Source organism: Wolbachia endosymbiont (group B) of Eupithecia inturbata (assembly GCF_964030915.1).
In the GTDB taxonomy this organism is placed as follows: domain Bacteria; phylum Pseudomonadota; class Alphaproteobacteria; order Rickettsiales; family Anaplasmataceae; genus Wolbachia.
The window spans coordinates 964,816-978,293 of sequence record NZ_OZ034987.1; the positions used below are offsets into that span (position 1 = coordinate 964,816).

13 protein-coding genes and 4 pseudogenes are annotated in these 13,478 nt (G+C 33.9%); 9 read left to right on the forward strand and 8 right to left on the reverse strand.

What is annotated here, in order from left to right:
* Window positions 1–39 precede the first annotated feature (39 nt).
* From ACQH21_RS04665 to ACQH21_RS04700, 8 genes and pseudogenes are all read left to right on the forward strand, one after another.
* Window positions 40–306: pseudogene (locus ACQH21_RS04665) on the forward strand (Rpn family recombination-promoting nuclease/putative transposase); the annotation flags it as partial.
* A gap of 121 nt (window positions 307–427) precedes the next feature.
* Window positions 428–685: a phage tail assembly protein gene (locus ACQH21_RS04670; RefSeq protein ID WP_264374790.1), complete on the forward strand. Its 258-nt coding sequence runs from the start codon at window positions 428–430 to the stop codon at window positions 683–685.
* 109 nt (window positions 686–794) lie between these two features.
* The gene (locus ACQH21_RS04675) at window positions 795–3,092 is read left to right on the forward strand and encodes a phage tail tape measure protein (RefSeq protein WP_264377281.1); all 2,298 of its coding nucleotides are present in this window, start codon (window positions 795–797) and stop codon (window positions 3,090–3,092) included.
* 29 nt (window positions 3,093–3,121) lie between these two features.
* The gene (locus ACQH21_RS04680) at window positions 3,122–3,469 is read left to right on the forward strand and encodes a phage tail protein (protein WP_230609191.1); all 348 of its coding nucleotides are present in this window, start codon (window positions 3,122–3,124) and stop codon (window positions 3,467–3,469) included.
* Complete coding sequence (locus ACQH21_RS04685) at window positions 3,466–3,675, forward strand: tail protein X (RefSeq protein WP_064085527.1); 210 nt, start codon at window positions 3,466–3,468, stop codon at window positions 3,673–3,675. Before ACQH21_RS04680 ends, ACQH21_RS04685 begins: the two co-directional genes overlap by 4 nt.
* Window positions 3,676–4,626, forward strand: coding sequence for a contractile injection system protein, VgrG/Pvc8 family (locus tag ACQH21_RS04690; protein WP_264374792.1), 951 nt, complete (start codon window positions 3,676–3,678; stop codon window positions 4,624–4,626).
* Between the two features lie 33 nt (window positions 4,627–4,659).
* Entirely contained in the window at window positions 4,660–5,190 is a 531-nt protein-coding gene (locus tag ACQH21_RS04695) for an ankyrin repeat domain-containing protein (protein WP_230609188.1), read from the forward strand.
* A gap of 67 nt (window positions 5,191–5,257) precedes the next feature.
* Window positions 5,258–5,467: a hypothetical protein gene (locus ACQH21_RS04700; protein WP_264374793.1), complete on the forward strand. Its 210-nt coding sequence runs from the start codon at window positions 5,258–5,260 to the stop codon at window positions 5,465–5,467.
* On the opposite strand, the gene ACQH21_RS04705 is transcribed toward ACQH21_RS04700, so the two are convergent.
* Entirely contained in the window at window positions 5,468–5,989 is a 522-nt protein-coding gene (locus tag ACQH21_RS04705; RefSeq protein WP_264374794.1) for a phospholipase D family protein, read from the reverse strand.
* Here ACQH21_RS04705 and ACQH21_RS04710 point away from each other — a divergent pair.
* The gene (locus ACQH21_RS04710) at window positions 5,988–6,905 is read left to right on the forward strand and encodes a patatin-like phospholipase family protein (RefSeq protein WP_264374795.1); all 918 of its coding nucleotides are present in this window, start codon (window positions 5,988–5,990) and stop codon (window positions 6,903–6,905) included. The two genes, ACQH21_RS04705 and ACQH21_RS04710, sit on opposite strands and share 2 nt — an antisense overlap.
* Before the next feature lie 92 nt (window positions 6,906–6,997).
* Here ACQH21_RS04710 and wmk (ACQH21_RS04715) read toward each other — a convergent pair whose 3' ends face one another.
* From wmk (ACQH21_RS04715) to wmk (ACQH21_RS04745), 7 genes and pseudogenes are all read right to left on the reverse strand, one after another.
* Entirely contained in the window at window positions 6,998–7,891 is an 894-nt protein-coding gene (gene wmk, locus ACQH21_RS04715) for a WO male-killing family protein Wmk (RefSeq protein ID WP_141456913.1), read from the reverse strand.
* A gap of 49 nt (window positions 7,892–7,940) precedes the next feature.
* Window positions 7,941–8,858 (reverse strand): WO male-killing family protein Wmk, encoded by a 918-nt coding sequence (gene wmk, locus ACQH21_RS04720; protein ID WP_141456911.1) that lies wholly within the window; start codon window positions 8,856–8,858, stop codon window positions 7,941–7,943.
* Between the two features lie 85 nt (window positions 8,859–8,943).
* Window positions 8,944–9,690: pseudogene (locus tag ACQH21_RS04725) on the reverse strand (hypothetical protein); the annotation flags it as partial.
* 365 nt (window positions 9,691–10,055) lie between these two features.
* Window positions 10,056–11,024: a transposase gene (locus ACQH21_RS04730; RefSeq protein ID WP_141456909.1), complete on the reverse strand. Its 969-nt coding sequence runs from the start codon at window positions 11,022–11,024 to the stop codon at window positions 10,056–10,058.
* Window positions 11,025–11,137: 113 nt separating this feature from the next.
* Window positions 11,138–11,596, reverse strand: a pseudogene (locus ACQH21_RS04735) (hypothetical protein); the annotation flags it as partial.
* 107 nt (window positions 11,597–11,703) lie between these two features.
* Window positions 11,704–12,367 (reverse strand): annotated as a pseudogene (locus ACQH21_RS04740) (JAB domain-containing protein).
* 164 nt (window positions 12,368–12,531) lie between these two features.
* On the reverse strand, window positions 12,532–13,443 hold the full coding sequence (gene wmk / locus ACQH21_RS04745) for a WO male-killing family protein Wmk (RefSeq protein ID WP_264376373.1): 912 nt from the start codon (window positions 13,441–13,443) through the stop codon (window positions 12,532–12,534).
* Window positions 13,444–13,478 lie beyond the last annotated feature (35 nt).

Consider the following 13,478-nt stretch of genomic DNA (forward strand, 5'->3'; position numbering starts at 1 on the left):
CGTCTTAACTTTCTGTCTACTTTTTCTGGGTAAGGTCAAAGTGACGTAATAATCAAAAAAGCGTATGAAGAGCTAAACAGGTTTAACTGGTCAGAAAAAGAGTTTATAGCATATGAACAGGAGACCAAGCGTATTCGTGATGAACAGGCTGTCCTTGCTCAAAAACTTGATGATGCCAAAAAAGAAGGAAAGATTGAAGTTGCAAAAGCGATGTTGACTAATAATGTTGATATTAGCACTATTGTCAAGTGTACAGGTCTTTCTGTCGATGAAGTTCAAGAATTAATCCAAGTGGAAAGGAAATAATCCCTACTACAACTTTTATATTAGGTTATCTCTTCAATCAAACATAAAAACTGTAATAAAAAAAATTAGTTATGTAAAAGCCGGTATAGACTTTTATTTAATTAACTTTTTAAGGAGGAACATGCAAGCTATAACACTTAATAACCCAATAACAGTTGATGGTATTTCTGTCTCAGAACTTACTGTTAGACGTCCAAAAGTTAGAGACTATTTGGTAATAGAACGCCTTAATGGTAGTGACCTAAATAAGGAAGTAACTTTGACTGCCAATTTGACATCAGTTGCAAAAGAAGCGATTGAAGAGTTAGATATTGCTGATTATGTAAAAGTGCAAGAGGTATTAAAAGATTTTTTTTCACCAATTATCCAAAAAACTTGAGGTCAGAAGTAACCGAGCTCAGTTCTATTATTGGTAGTGGAATTGAGCCTTTGCTTGATATGGAAATTAACGAATTTATCTTATGGCATGAAGCAGCGAGGAAGGTACAATGTCAACGTTATCTATAAAAATCGGAGCAGTCTTAGATGGCAGTTTTAATACTGTAATAAAAGGAAGTAGTAGTCAACTTACTCATCTTGGTGAGAATATAAGAAAGCTTGACTCATCTTTAAAATCAGTATCAAAGTTTAAGCAGTTGGGTCATGATGTTTTGACTAGCAAGAGGTCATGGAAAGGTTTTGAGGATCAAGTAAAATCTTTAGCTAAACAAATGAAAGCGATAGAGAAACCAAGCAAAACTTTAAAAGCTGAGTTTGATAAAGCTAAGTTTTCTGCAACAAAAGCAAAAGAAGCATATTTGAAAAAGAGAGATGCTTTACATTCATTTAATGAAGAAGTAAGAAAAAGTGGAAGAAATATTAAGTCATTAGTAAGTGATCAATATAAACTTGGTTCTTCTATTGAAGTGCTAAAAGGTAAGTATGGTAAGCTTGGGTCTGCAATACGTAGTCACCAAAGTTTTTTAGCAAGTAAAGCACATTTTAAGTCACAAATTATAGAGACTATTGGGCTAGGTCTTTCGCTTGCAGCTCCAGTTAAAGTTGCGATTGATTTTGAATCGGCTATGGCTGATGTTAAGAAGGTAGTAAAGTTTGATAATAAAAAAGATGAAGTAACTAAATTTGCTGAAGGGTTAAAGGAAATGTCAAGAACAATACCATTATCAGCCGCAGAATTAGCACAAATAGCTGCAAGCGGTGGACAGCTTGGTATCAAGAAAGAAGATCTTTTTAAGTTTACAGAAACAGTAGCAAAAATGTCTACAGCATTTGATATGTCTGCAGAGCAAGCAGGTGATTCCATAGCTAAACTTTCTAACGTTTATGGAATTGATGTTAGTGAAATGGAGCATGTTGGTAATGTAATCAACCACTTATCAGATAACACTGCTGCTAAAGCAAAAGATATGGTTGAAGCTCTAGCAACAGTTGGTGGTACTGCAAAGCAGTTTGGATTAAAGTTTGAACAAACAAGCAGCTTAGTAAATGCTTTTATTAGTTTAGGTAAACAACCAGCAAAAGCTGCAACTGCTATAAATGCACTGCTTAGCAAACTTCAAACTGCTGAAGGTCAAGGAAAAGAATTCAAAGCAGCACTAGAAGAAATGGGCATAACCGCGGAAGAAATGGTACAAAGGATCAGTGAAAGCGGAGAAGAAGCACTACTTCACTTTTTTCAAACTCTAAAGAAAATGGATAATCAGGAGCGTTCTACAATCCTGATGAAACTTTTCGGTCAGGAATATCAAGATGATATTGCATTATTAGCTGGAAGTTTTAATAAGTATGAGGATGCAATAAAGTTACTGGCTAATACAGAAAAGTACGGAAGCTCTCTGCAAGAAGAATTCAAAAATCGTGCAGACACTACAGCTAATAAATTACAATTACTTAAAAATGCAATAGTTGAAGCTGGCATGAATCTAGGGTCAGTAATGTTACCTACCTTGAATTATGTAGCTGGAAGTTTGAAAACAATAACAGAGCATATAGCTTCTTTTGCAGAAAAATATCCAACTTTAACCACGACGATCATGGGTACTGTAGCAGCTTTGATAAGTTTAAAAATTGCAGCAGTAGGACTAGGATACGGATTTACATTGCTAGGAAGTACGATTTTTGGTCTGAAAGCAAACCTACTTGGAGTATTTTCATTTTTATCAGCTACAGTTTTTCCTGCAGTAGTAACAGGACTAAGAGCAATAACGCTTGCTGTAATGAGTAATCCTATAGGGCTTTTAATTGCTGGACTTGTTACTGGCGCAGCTCTTGTTATCACTAACTGGCAAAAGGTGAAAGACTTTTTCTCTAGCTTTTGGAAATCGATAATAAAACCCATAGAAGAAGCTTTTTCATGGATAGGGGAAAGTGTATTTGGAAAAGTATTAGGGAATAGCCCACTGAAAGAGTTTGAAAAAAGAAAAACTGAAGTAAAAGCAGTACATAGTCCCCTAAAGAGTAATATTCTCAACAGTGGAAATCCTTTGCTAAGTAACAGTATAATTAAAGAATTTTCCAAGAGAAATCAGAATAATTTCAGAATCAAAAGCCTTATTGAGGAGAAAAAGTTTACAGAGAGCGATAATGATAAGATATTTGCAGATTTTGGAAGGAGTAAATTTGAAAATAAAGAACAAAATAAAACTCAGAACATCACTAATAATTACACTATCAGCATTAAAGCAGAGCCAAATCAAGATGTTCGTAGTCTTGCAGATGAAGTAATAAAAAGGATAAGAGAAAAATCACGTGATGTTTTATTTGATACAGTAGAGACGTTTTATTGATCAACTATGTTTTTAAAAATTTTTTATTTGTGTTATCTCTTGGTCCATATAAATTTACTCCGATAAGTTTGAAGTATAGTAAAGAAAATCGTTGGAGTGTAATTGAATGTATCGATAAAATGCCGTCACTACAAAATATTGGTCGAGGAGTGGAAAATGTAGATATAGAAGGAGTTATTTACCTTAATATTCTCAACAGAGTAAATCAATTAAAGAATATGAAAGAAGCTGAAAAACCGCATGTTTTAGTAGATAGTCTAGGTAATATTTTAGGACAATTCGTAATTACTAGGTTAGAAGAAAAGCAGATGTATTTTTTACCTAATGGACTACCAAGAAAAGTTGAATTTAGTTTGAGTTTGAAGAGCTATAGATGACTATATATTACTTAACTAAAGAAGGAGAAATGCTAGATCTGATTTGCTGGAAACATTATGGATTTACCGATGGAATAGTGGAGGAAGTATTGCTTAAAAATCCAGGCCTTGCAGAACATGGAAGTTTTTTACCGGTAGGACTAAAAATTAAATTGCCTGTAACAGAAAAACCTCTACAAAAGTCAAAATTAAAAGTATGGGAATAAATGCAGCCAGATTTTATAATAGATAAATGTGAATCAATTAGAGATAGAGTTATATCATTGCGCCTTACAGATGAATCTGGAACTATAGATGATGTAGTTGAAGTACATGTTGATTATAGGGATGAAAACACAGATGTTCCGAATGAATTAAATATCGCTCTAGGTTACAGAGAAACTGGAGTCTTACCAATGGGCATATATACAGTCAACGAAGTTACAATACAAAGTCCACCTAAGACTCTACTAATCAAAGCTCATGCAACAAATTTAAGACTATCATTAAAGGAGAAAGCATCTAAAGAATGGCATCAAATTACTCTAGGTAGCTTGGTTAAGGAAATAGCAGAAAAGCACGGATATGGGTGCAGAGTTGCAGAAGAATTTGAAAATGTGTTGATTCCATATATTAACCAAACAGAAGAAAGTGATATAAGTTTACTAACAAAAATAGCAATAGAACGCGAGGCAATGGCAAAGTTAGCTGGCGGATACATACTTTTTATTCCAAAAGGCAAAGCAAAGTCGGCAACTGGAAAAGCTTTAGGAACAATAGCTATTAGACCTCAAGACACAATAAATTGGAAGGTTCACTTTACCGTGAGTAGGTACAACTCAGTAATTGCAAAATGGCATAGCTATGAAAAAGGTGAAACTATATCAGAAATAGCTGGTTCTGGTAGTCCAAGTTATACTATACAAACGCTTTACTCTAATGTAGAATCAGCACTAAGTGCAGCAAATGCTAAGTTAAAACAACTAAAGCGAAATAATGCAGTATTGGATATCACTATCCCTGGTAATCCAGAACTATTTGCAGAGGCAAAACTTAGCTTGTTAGGGTTTCATCAAGATATAGACGGTGAATGGATAATTGACAGAGCAGAACACATGTTAGATGGTTCAGGTTATCGCACTATGTTATCAGCATCAACGTTAAGAAAAAATCAGTAAAACAAATGTTTAATATTGAAAAAGGTATTGAATATGAATAGAGACTCAAGAAATAAGCTACATTTTTGGTGGTTTATAGTAACAGTAGTATGTGTTATTATTACTTATTGCTATATGAAAGCAAAAGCTACAGATAATTATAAAACAATATTACAAATTGCATCTGAAAATTGTAACTTAGAGATTGTTAAATTCTCAGTAGAAAATTTGTTAGATACTAGCGTACAGATTAATAAGTTAACAGCATTACATCATGCATCTGATTCTGGGTGTCTAAGAATTGTTGAGTTTTTAGTGAAAGAAAAAGCAAATATAAATGCTACAGGTGGGTATATGGGATGGACAGCTTTGCACCATGCAGCAGATAAGGGACATTTGGAAATCGTTGAGTTTTTACTAAGCAAAGGAGCAAATCCTACAGCTACAGCCCAAGACGGAAGAAGACCTAGAAATATGGCTGTAGTGGAATCGCGACACAATAAAAATAACAAACATTACGATAAAATCATAAAGCTACTTGCTAAAGCAGAGGATCAATACGAATCAACAAAAAGTAATCACTAAAGCTGTAAGTTTTCTATAATCTGTATATAAACTTCTAAAACTATCCATAACAAGTTAATATTTTCACATGAAAAAGCAAAAAATCCCAATTACGGTAATTATTACCATATTAATCCAAACCGTAGCAATCATATGGTGGTTATCCAAGCTAGACTCAAGGGTACAATTTCACGATAAACTTATTGAATATGGTTTAATGGAAAAAGTATTAGTACTTGAGGAAAGGGTAAAAAATCTTTCTGAGGAATTGGATGAGCTTAAAGCTGATTTAAAGTAATTATTCTTCTACTTTTGGTGTATAAGGATCAGATTGAGATTGACGATCCTTCCAGTTTTCGATGTATTGCTCAACTAATGTAGGGTCTCCTGTTATAATCAGTAGATTCTCAGCGTTTTTTTTCTGCGCGGCGTCAGAGAAATTGAAAGATCCAGTTATGATTTTTTGCTCATCAATAATCATAATTTTACTGTGTGAAATTGCAGGTTTATAGTCTATGTATATTGGGATTTTTTGATGAAACAGTTCATTAATAACACTATACTTTGAGCTAACTTGCGATTCGTCGAGAATAACCATGACATCAACTCCACGCTTTTTAGCTTGAACTAAGGATTCAGCAATAGGCTTTGAGGTAAATTGGTATGCCTGAACCAACACGGATTTTTTAGCATGATCCACGGAATCAATTATTAGGTTGGTGCAATTTTCTCTAGGAGTGAAACATACAGTAGTACTTGGACAAGAAACACAACCTGATAAAAGCAAACAAGTCAAAAAAATCAATAAATATCTAAACATGGCCAAATATATTCTTTCAGTTGACGGTGGAGGCATAAGGGGCATCATACCAGCCATTATACTAGCAGAAATAGAAAAAAGAACAAGAAGAACTATAGCTGAAATCTTTGATCTTATAGCAGGTACTTCAACCGGTGGAATTGTTGTAGCGGGATTATGTAGAAAAGATGAACGAGGAAATCCCCAATATTCAGCCAATGATTTAGTTGAGCTTTACCAAGAGTACGGAGCATATATTTTTAAGTCTTCATTTTTTAGGAGATCAATATTATCTTGGTTTAACTGCGCACAATACCCACATAAAAATATTGAATCTGTACTGGATAAATATTTTGGAGAGGATATTCTAAAAAACACATTAAGTAAGGTACTGATAACAAGTTATGATATTCACAATAATCGTCCATTTTTCTTTAAAAGCTGGAAAGAAGGTAATATTAAGCTGAAAGATGCACTCAGAGCTGCAACGGCTGCACCTACTTATTTCATGCCAAAACATCTCAAAATTAACCAGATAAAAAGAGTATTAGTGGATGGTGGGGTGTTTGCCAATAATCCAGCGGCTTGTGCATATGCAAGTGGTAAGAGGTTATTTCCAAATGATGATATTCTACTGTTATCAATAGGTACTGGAAGAAGAGATAGAAGCATAGCTAATTCAAGGAGATTTGGAAAGATAGGTTGGATAAAACCTCTGTTGAACGTAATGTTTGCCTCAAGTTTAGATGCAGTAAATTACCAACTTGATCAAGTTATAGCTGATAAATATATACGTATACAATCGCAACTAAAAATAGCATCACCTGACATGGATAATATTACATCAAAAAATATCAAATCTCTTCAGCAAGAAGCAAATGCAATGATAGAGGAAAATCAAAAAGTAGTCGATAAATTCTGTGATGTTTTATCTTGATACGTAGAAATGCCAAAAAAATTCTGCAGAGCTAAATAAGGGTTTAGAATAGATAATATATTAACCATTTTTACTTATATCTTAAACACAATTCAATTTTCACACTCATCGGCAGTTAGGCCACTTGCTCGCACAATAATATCAATAGCAACACCTTCCTTTGCTAGATTTTTTGCAACCTTGATCCTTTCTGTTTTTTTAACTTTTTCCTTGCCACTTTTCATATCTTCAGATAGAGATTTGACTAATGATTCTTGTTCTCCGTACTCATCCATTAAACTCAATAGCTTTTTGCTTTCTCTTGTTTTAGGCAGCAGAACTTTAATATTCACTGATAATTCCCCTGCTATTTCATATAATTTATCAAATGATATTTCAGTATATCCTTTTTCATATTCGTGTATTTCCTTGAGTGTTACACCAACTTTATCCGCCAAATCTTTTTGAGTATACCTTCTTATCAATCTCCATTCTCTTATTCTTTGCCCTACTCTGTAATATATAGAATCAGTGCAGATTTCTCTCTCTGTATTATCATACTCGTAAATAGATAAGCCGGTTGCTTGGGAAATTATGTCAACTGAAACTCCTTCTTTAACTAGATTTTTTGCTACTTCTAATCTTGCCTCCTCTTGATTGATTTTCTCGCTAATATGAACAAACCTGATTAATGAAGGTACTATTTTGCCTAACTTTTGATTCTCGTATATTTTCGTTAGATAGAGTATTTCCTCGTCTTCATAGCTGTCTTCCCTTACTATTACTGGTTCAGGTAATAAATCTACAACGTCAACTGATAATACTCTTGCTATTATATATAGTACTTCAATTGGAATAGGAATATACCCATCTTCATAGCTGTTTACTTCTTGGTATGTTAAACCTATTTGACTTGCTAATCCTATTTGAGTATGCCCTCGCATTAACCTACAATTTTCTATTCTTTGCCCTATTCCGTAACTAACATTGCTTGCAGAAACAAACATTTATCCTCCATTTAAGAAAAAAACTTTATTGCTATAATTTTTTTACGAGCTATCCATCTAAAACCATATCAATAGATAAACCTACCGCTTGCAAAATAGTATCAATAGAAATTCCACCTTTTACTAGATCCTTTGCAACTTTAATCCTTTCTATCTCTCTCACTTTCCCCTCACAAATACGTATCCCTTCAAACAAAGATTTTATTAGTGCATGACGTAGTTCTTGGCTCTCAATTTCTTTGTATTCTTTAATCAAATTCGGTAGCTCATTTTCCACTTTACTACCTTCATCTTCCTCTGTTAGTAGATCTGTAATACTAATCGATAATGTTTCTGCTATCTCATATAATTTTCCCAGTGGAGTAGCTACGCGTCCTTGTTCATAGTTGCTTATTTCGTCACGTGTTGTACTCATTTTCTCCGCTAAATCCTTTTGAGTATACTCTCTCACTAGTCTCCATTCCTTTATCTTTTTGCCTATTTGGTAGTAGATAGAACCAACTTTTTCTTCAACACATTCATCAGCAGACAGACCAATTGTTTTTGCAACAATATCAACAGAAACTCCTGCTTTAACCAGACTCTTTGCAATTTTTATTTTTTCCGATTTTCTACTACTTTTCTCACTAACTTGGACAAATTTGGTTAGCAAACAAAACATCTTACGTAACTCCTGATCGTTAATCTTTTTATATTCTCTTACTAGATTTAATATTTCTTCTTCATCTTCAAGACAGCTTTTTGATACAGGAATAAGATCCGTAATACTGATTGATAGTGCCTCAGTTATAGCATACAACCTTTCAATTGGAACTCTACGATTCCCTTTCTCATATTGCAATATCACCCAGTATTTTACACCAATTTTCTCTGCTAAATCTTTCTGAGTGTACCCTCGCTCTAACCTCCAACTTTTTAATTTTTCTCCCACTTTATAATCTAGACTTCTTTCCACGCAAAGAACCATATATAATATTTTCTACTATAGCTCAAAGGCTCCAGATATAATGGTAAAAAAAACCTCTGGAACCTTAAAGTTGCCTGTAGACGCATTAAAGTTCCCGAAAGGTTTCTTTACTACCTCCACATACCCTATTTACCCATGAAGACGGAGACAATACTTCATCATTGCTAATCTCTTTTATAGCATACTTTTCACTCCATATGCCACATCTAGTGAAATTACCTTTCTCTACTGCTTCTTGAAGTTTTACTCCCCCAAAAAGGCAGTTTTTTCCTATTTCTTCGTCTCTTTTTTGTAACTCAGCCCACATTTCCTTATTTTCTACTCTCACTTGCACCTGATCTGCCTCTTGGTACAACACAATATTTAGCTTACCAATGCTCGTAGGAAATTCTAACATGACAGAGCTGCCATCTGAAATATCGGTATAGTTTCTTATACCTCCCTTCTCACTTTTAACTTCAACTGCATCATTACCAATTTTTAAGATATTACTTCCTAACTTTCTGTTTGCTTCCAGTATTTTGGCTACCTCTACCTTACTATTCCCAGAAAATTCTATATACGATGTTGTATTATCTATCTCAACATCTATTAATTCTCCTTCTTGCACAGCATTTTCGCCAGCTTCCTCTAGCTCTTCTAGTTGCTTATCTATCTGTGGCTGAACTTCTGGCTGTAGCTCATTATAGATTTCACCTATCAGTTTATTCTGCAGTAGAGTATCATGAAACTCTGCACCACTTAGCATTAATTTACGTATTAGCTTTTTACGATCAGCCTTATCAAATTTATGAAAATGTGTGCCCAGTATCACATATTCCGCGAAGCTTGTATCTTTATAATGTAAGGTATTAGAGCTAAAATATCTTATAGGAGAGGGTGAAGCCGTAGCGAAGCTAATGCCAGTAAGGCCGTAGTGGAGATACTGTCTTTATTGTCAACAAGTTATTTAGCTATAAAACAACAAAAAATTTATCTGCATTTTCTATAAATTAGTGTAACTGTGGATAAATACTTTAAGTGTGTGTGGACGTATTTATCCACAGTTATAGGACCATATCTTCTTAATCTTCTGAGAATAGTTTTACAAAGTACAGAGCTCAGTTAAAATCAAAATGATACATATTATAACTCAAAGTACATGTTAAATTACATCCTAAACAGTTGAGCATAAGATCCAAGCTTTTACTGTCAAAATTATCTCACTAAATTACCATTGAATGGTTGATCATTTTTAAGAATACCAAAAAATACATGCATTAGTTTTCTCATTAAAGCAACAATTATAACCTTTGGACATTTTCCTTTACTTGCTAAACGCTGACAAAACTTTTGAAAGTAAGAATTATGATTCTTGACTACTATAGCTGGCATATAAAGAGCTTTGCGAATACGCTCAGATCCTATTTTACATATTCGACTTTTTTTACTTACGGATGATCCTGATTGATAATGTTCTGGGTTTAGACCAGCAAAAGCTGTGAATTGTCTGGCATTATCAAAATTATCAACTGATGGCATTTCTGCAACAACAGCAACAGCTGTAAGATGTCCTACGCCTTTTATAGTCTTGATCTTTTCTGTTATATTTTTTAGATGCAAATGGTTATTAACATGTTCATTAATTTCTTTCTCTAGAGCAGCAGTTTGTGTGTCTATTGTAGCAATGACCTCAAGTATTGCTTGTTTACAATGGGAATCCGTATTTTTATTTTCCAAGCGATTCATCTGTTGTAGCTTGTCATCTTTAAATGCTTGCAAACAACGATAAAGGTCTCTTAAACGCCTAACTTCGGGAGGAGCAGGTTTCCAAAGATTAGGTTTGTTAGCAATACAAAACCTAGCAATCATGGCAGCATCTGACTTATCTGTTTTGTTTCTAAGTAGCTCACTTCTGCCAAAAGCTTTGATTTGGGCTGGGTTTACCACACTTACATTATGCTCCAAGTCATACATAAAATTAACTATATCTTCACTATAACAACCGGTTGCTTCGAGACACAGATGAATAAGTTCTGCTCCATGATGATTGCACCAAGCCACAAGCTTTTCAAAACCATCATGATTATTTTGAAAGACTTTGTACCGTTCTTTGTTGCCTACCAATAAACAAACATCAAATTTCTTTTTAGAAATGTCCACACCTAAAACAGCATTTGCTTGCATAAAATTGCCTCCAAGACTATAAATTAGGTTGAGAGTTTAGACTAACCTTGTAAATACGGGATATAATTCCAAAGATACTGTTCAGTCTTTTAACCCTATTGAGAGGGAGAGCAAAATCTCCACTCTCCATCATTACATGCATTTAGCCTTGCTCCAGCAGCTAGTGCTTCGTCTACAACCTTGTGCAGTTCATTTGGACTTTTTGCTCTTACCACAGCACTCTTAAACCAGCTCAACTTTTCTGCACTTGGCTTTATTTTTTTCAAAGCTGAAGCAAATGGATTTTTATCTTCTTGATCACTTACAGGTTTTGTACCATATATGTAGTCAAGTCCTTTCCCATAGTTGATTTTGTTTTCGCGAACTTCTCTACCAGGGAAAGGTACTACTTCTTTATCTACAAGCTTTTTAGCCTTATTAATTTTGCTTACAAAAGTAGGCTGCTGGCTAGTACGACCAATTCCTACAATAGCATTTAACATCTCACCTTTTGACAATTTATCAAGATCAACGTTTAACTCGTAGATACCTCCTTCCTTATCACCAAAAGGTACGATTATTTTATTACCCATATTACCTCCACTATTAAAAATACTTTTTAAGCGTACAATAAACTTTATTATTATACATTATATTACTCATTATAAATTATAGTGAGTAGATTTGCAAATACTTTCTGCTATAACAATCCGTTTTCTCTAAAGCTAAAATAACCCCCACTTGTAATGATAATATGATCAAATAATCTAACGCTTACAGTACTACATGCTGCTGCTAAGCTCTTTGTTACTTCTTGATCTTCTTCTGAAGGTTCTAAACTTCCCCCAGGGTGGTTGTGTGACATTATTACTAATGTTGCATTCTTTATTAATGCTTTTCTTGTAATTTCCTTTATGTATACTGGTGCTTTTTCCATTTCACCAATATAGGATTCTTCTCCAATTAGTTGACGCCTTTTATTCAAGTACAGTATTTTTACACATTCCCTTTCTGAGTGGCCTATACTTACGTTTAAGTACTCTACTAGCCCTTGTAAGTCCATTATTGGCTCACTTTTTGAGCTTTTCTCTCAGTACCCTTTCTAGTGTTTCCTTAACACACATAATCATTGCTACTGCAGAATCAGTTACTCCTTCTATAACTTTCAGGTCATCCATTTCTCTACCTAAAATCCTTCCTACTCCTGCATAAGTATTCACCAGATTTTTAGCAATTTCTTGAGCTTGCGGCCTTTCATGTACTGCACTTAAAAATGTTTCCATTATTTCACGATCAAGTAGTGCTTTGCCTTTGCTTTCTAATATTCTGAATTCTATTTCTTCTTTATTCTTATTATTATTCATATAATTTACCCTTCACTAACAACAAACTTTTTTTTAATATTTACTGCTTTATCAGCATTGGCATAGAGCCATAGCTTCCGAGTGAAGTCAAATCAATTTTTCAATCTTTTTTACTTATTTTTTCATCAAAAAGTAAAGATATTAATAGATACTGATTTTTTATTTTAAATTTGTTGAATTTCGTCTAAAGAGATGCCTACTGTTTTTAAAATAATATTGATAGAAATTCCTTCCTTAACTAAATCCTTTGCAATTTTCATCTTTTCTGCTCTTTTCACTTTCTCTTCGCAAATTTGTATGCTTTCAAACAGAGATTTCATTAGTGCATGACGTAGTTCTTGGCTTTCAATTTTTTTGTATTCTTCAATTAAATTAGGTACCACTTTATCATCTGCATCCTCTGTTAGTTCAAGTAGGTCCATGATATTAATCGATAACGCCTTTGCTATCTCATATAATCTTCCCAGTGGAACAGCAGTTCTTCCTTGTTCATAGTTGCTTATTTCATCACGTGTTGTACTCATTTTCTTTGCTAAATCCTTCTGAGTATATTCCCGCACTAGTCTCCATTCTTTTATCTTCTTTCCTATTTTGCAGTATATAGAACCTATTTTTTCTTCAACACATTCATCAGCAGAGAGGCCAATTGCTTGTGAAACAATATCAACAGAAATCCCTGCTTTAACCAGGCCCTTTGCAATTTTTACTTTCTCTGCTTTTTTACTACTTTTCTCACCAACTCGGGTAAATTTTGTTAGCAAGTAAAACACCTTGCGCAACTCTTGATCATTAATCGTTTTATATTTTCTTACTAGATTTAATATTTCCTCTCCCTTATCTTCAAAACAGATTTTTTCATTTGATACAGGAATAAGATCCGTAATATTAATTGATAACACCTTTGCTATAGCGCACAACTTTTCAATCGAAATTTTTCGTGTTCCTTTTTCATATTGTAGTACTATTTGATATGTTACGCCGATTTTTCCCGCTAAATCTTTTTGAGTATAGCCTCGCTTTAACCTCCAGCTCCTTACTTTTTGTGCTATCTGATACCTTATAGAGATATTTGCCATAAATATTATACAGTTTAATACTACCAAATAAAGAT

Excerpts from the sequence above, each read along its gene's own strand:
- ACQH21_RS04670 (WP_264374790.1), top strand. The coding sequence starts at position 428 with ATGCAAGCTATAACACTTAATAACCCAATAACAGTTGATGGTATTTCT.
- ACQH21_RS04675 (WP_264377281.1), top strand. The coding sequence starts at position 795 with ATGTCAACGTTATCTATAAAAATCGGAGCAGTCTTAGATGGCAGTTTT.
- ACQH21_RS04685 (WP_064085527.1), top strand. The coding sequence starts at position 3,466 with ATGACTATATATTACTTAACTAAAGAAGGAGAAATGCTAGATCTGATT.
- ACQH21_RS04690 (WP_264374792.1), top strand. The coding sequence starts at position 3,676 with ATGCAGCCAGATTTTATAATAGATAAATGTGAATCAATTAGAGATAGA.
- ACQH21_RS04695 (WP_230609188.1), top strand. The coding sequence starts at position 4,660 with ATGAATAGAGACTCAAGAAATAAGCTACATTTTTGGTGGTTTATAGTA.
- ACQH21_RS04700 (WP_264374793.1), top strand. The coding sequence starts at position 5,258 with ATGAAAAAGCAAAAAATCCCAATTACGGTAATTATTACCATATTAATC.
- ACQH21_RS04710 (WP_264374795.1), top strand. The coding sequence starts at position 5,988 with ATGGCCAAATATATTCTTTCAGTTGACGGTGGAGGCATAAGGGGCATC.
- ACQH21_RS04705 (WP_264374794.1), bottom strand. The coding sequence starts at position 5,989 with ATGTTTAGATATTTATTGATTTTTTTGACTTGTTTGCTTTTATCAGGT.
- wmk (WP_141456913.1), bottom strand. The coding sequence starts at position 7,891 with ATGTTTGTTTCTGCAAGCAATGTTAGTTACGGAATAGGGCAAAGAATA.
- wmk (WP_141456911.1), bottom strand. The coding sequence starts at position 8,858 with ATGGTTCTTTGCGTGGAAAGAAGTCTAGATTATAAAGTGGGAGAAAAA.
- ACQH21_RS04730 (WP_141456909.1), bottom strand. The coding sequence starts at position 11,024 with ATGCAAGCAAATGCTGTTTTAGGTGTGGACATTTCTAAAAAGAAATTT.
- wmk (WP_264376373.1), bottom strand. The coding sequence starts at position 13,443 with ATGGCAAATATCTCTATAAGGTATCAGATAGCACAAAAAGTAAGGAGC.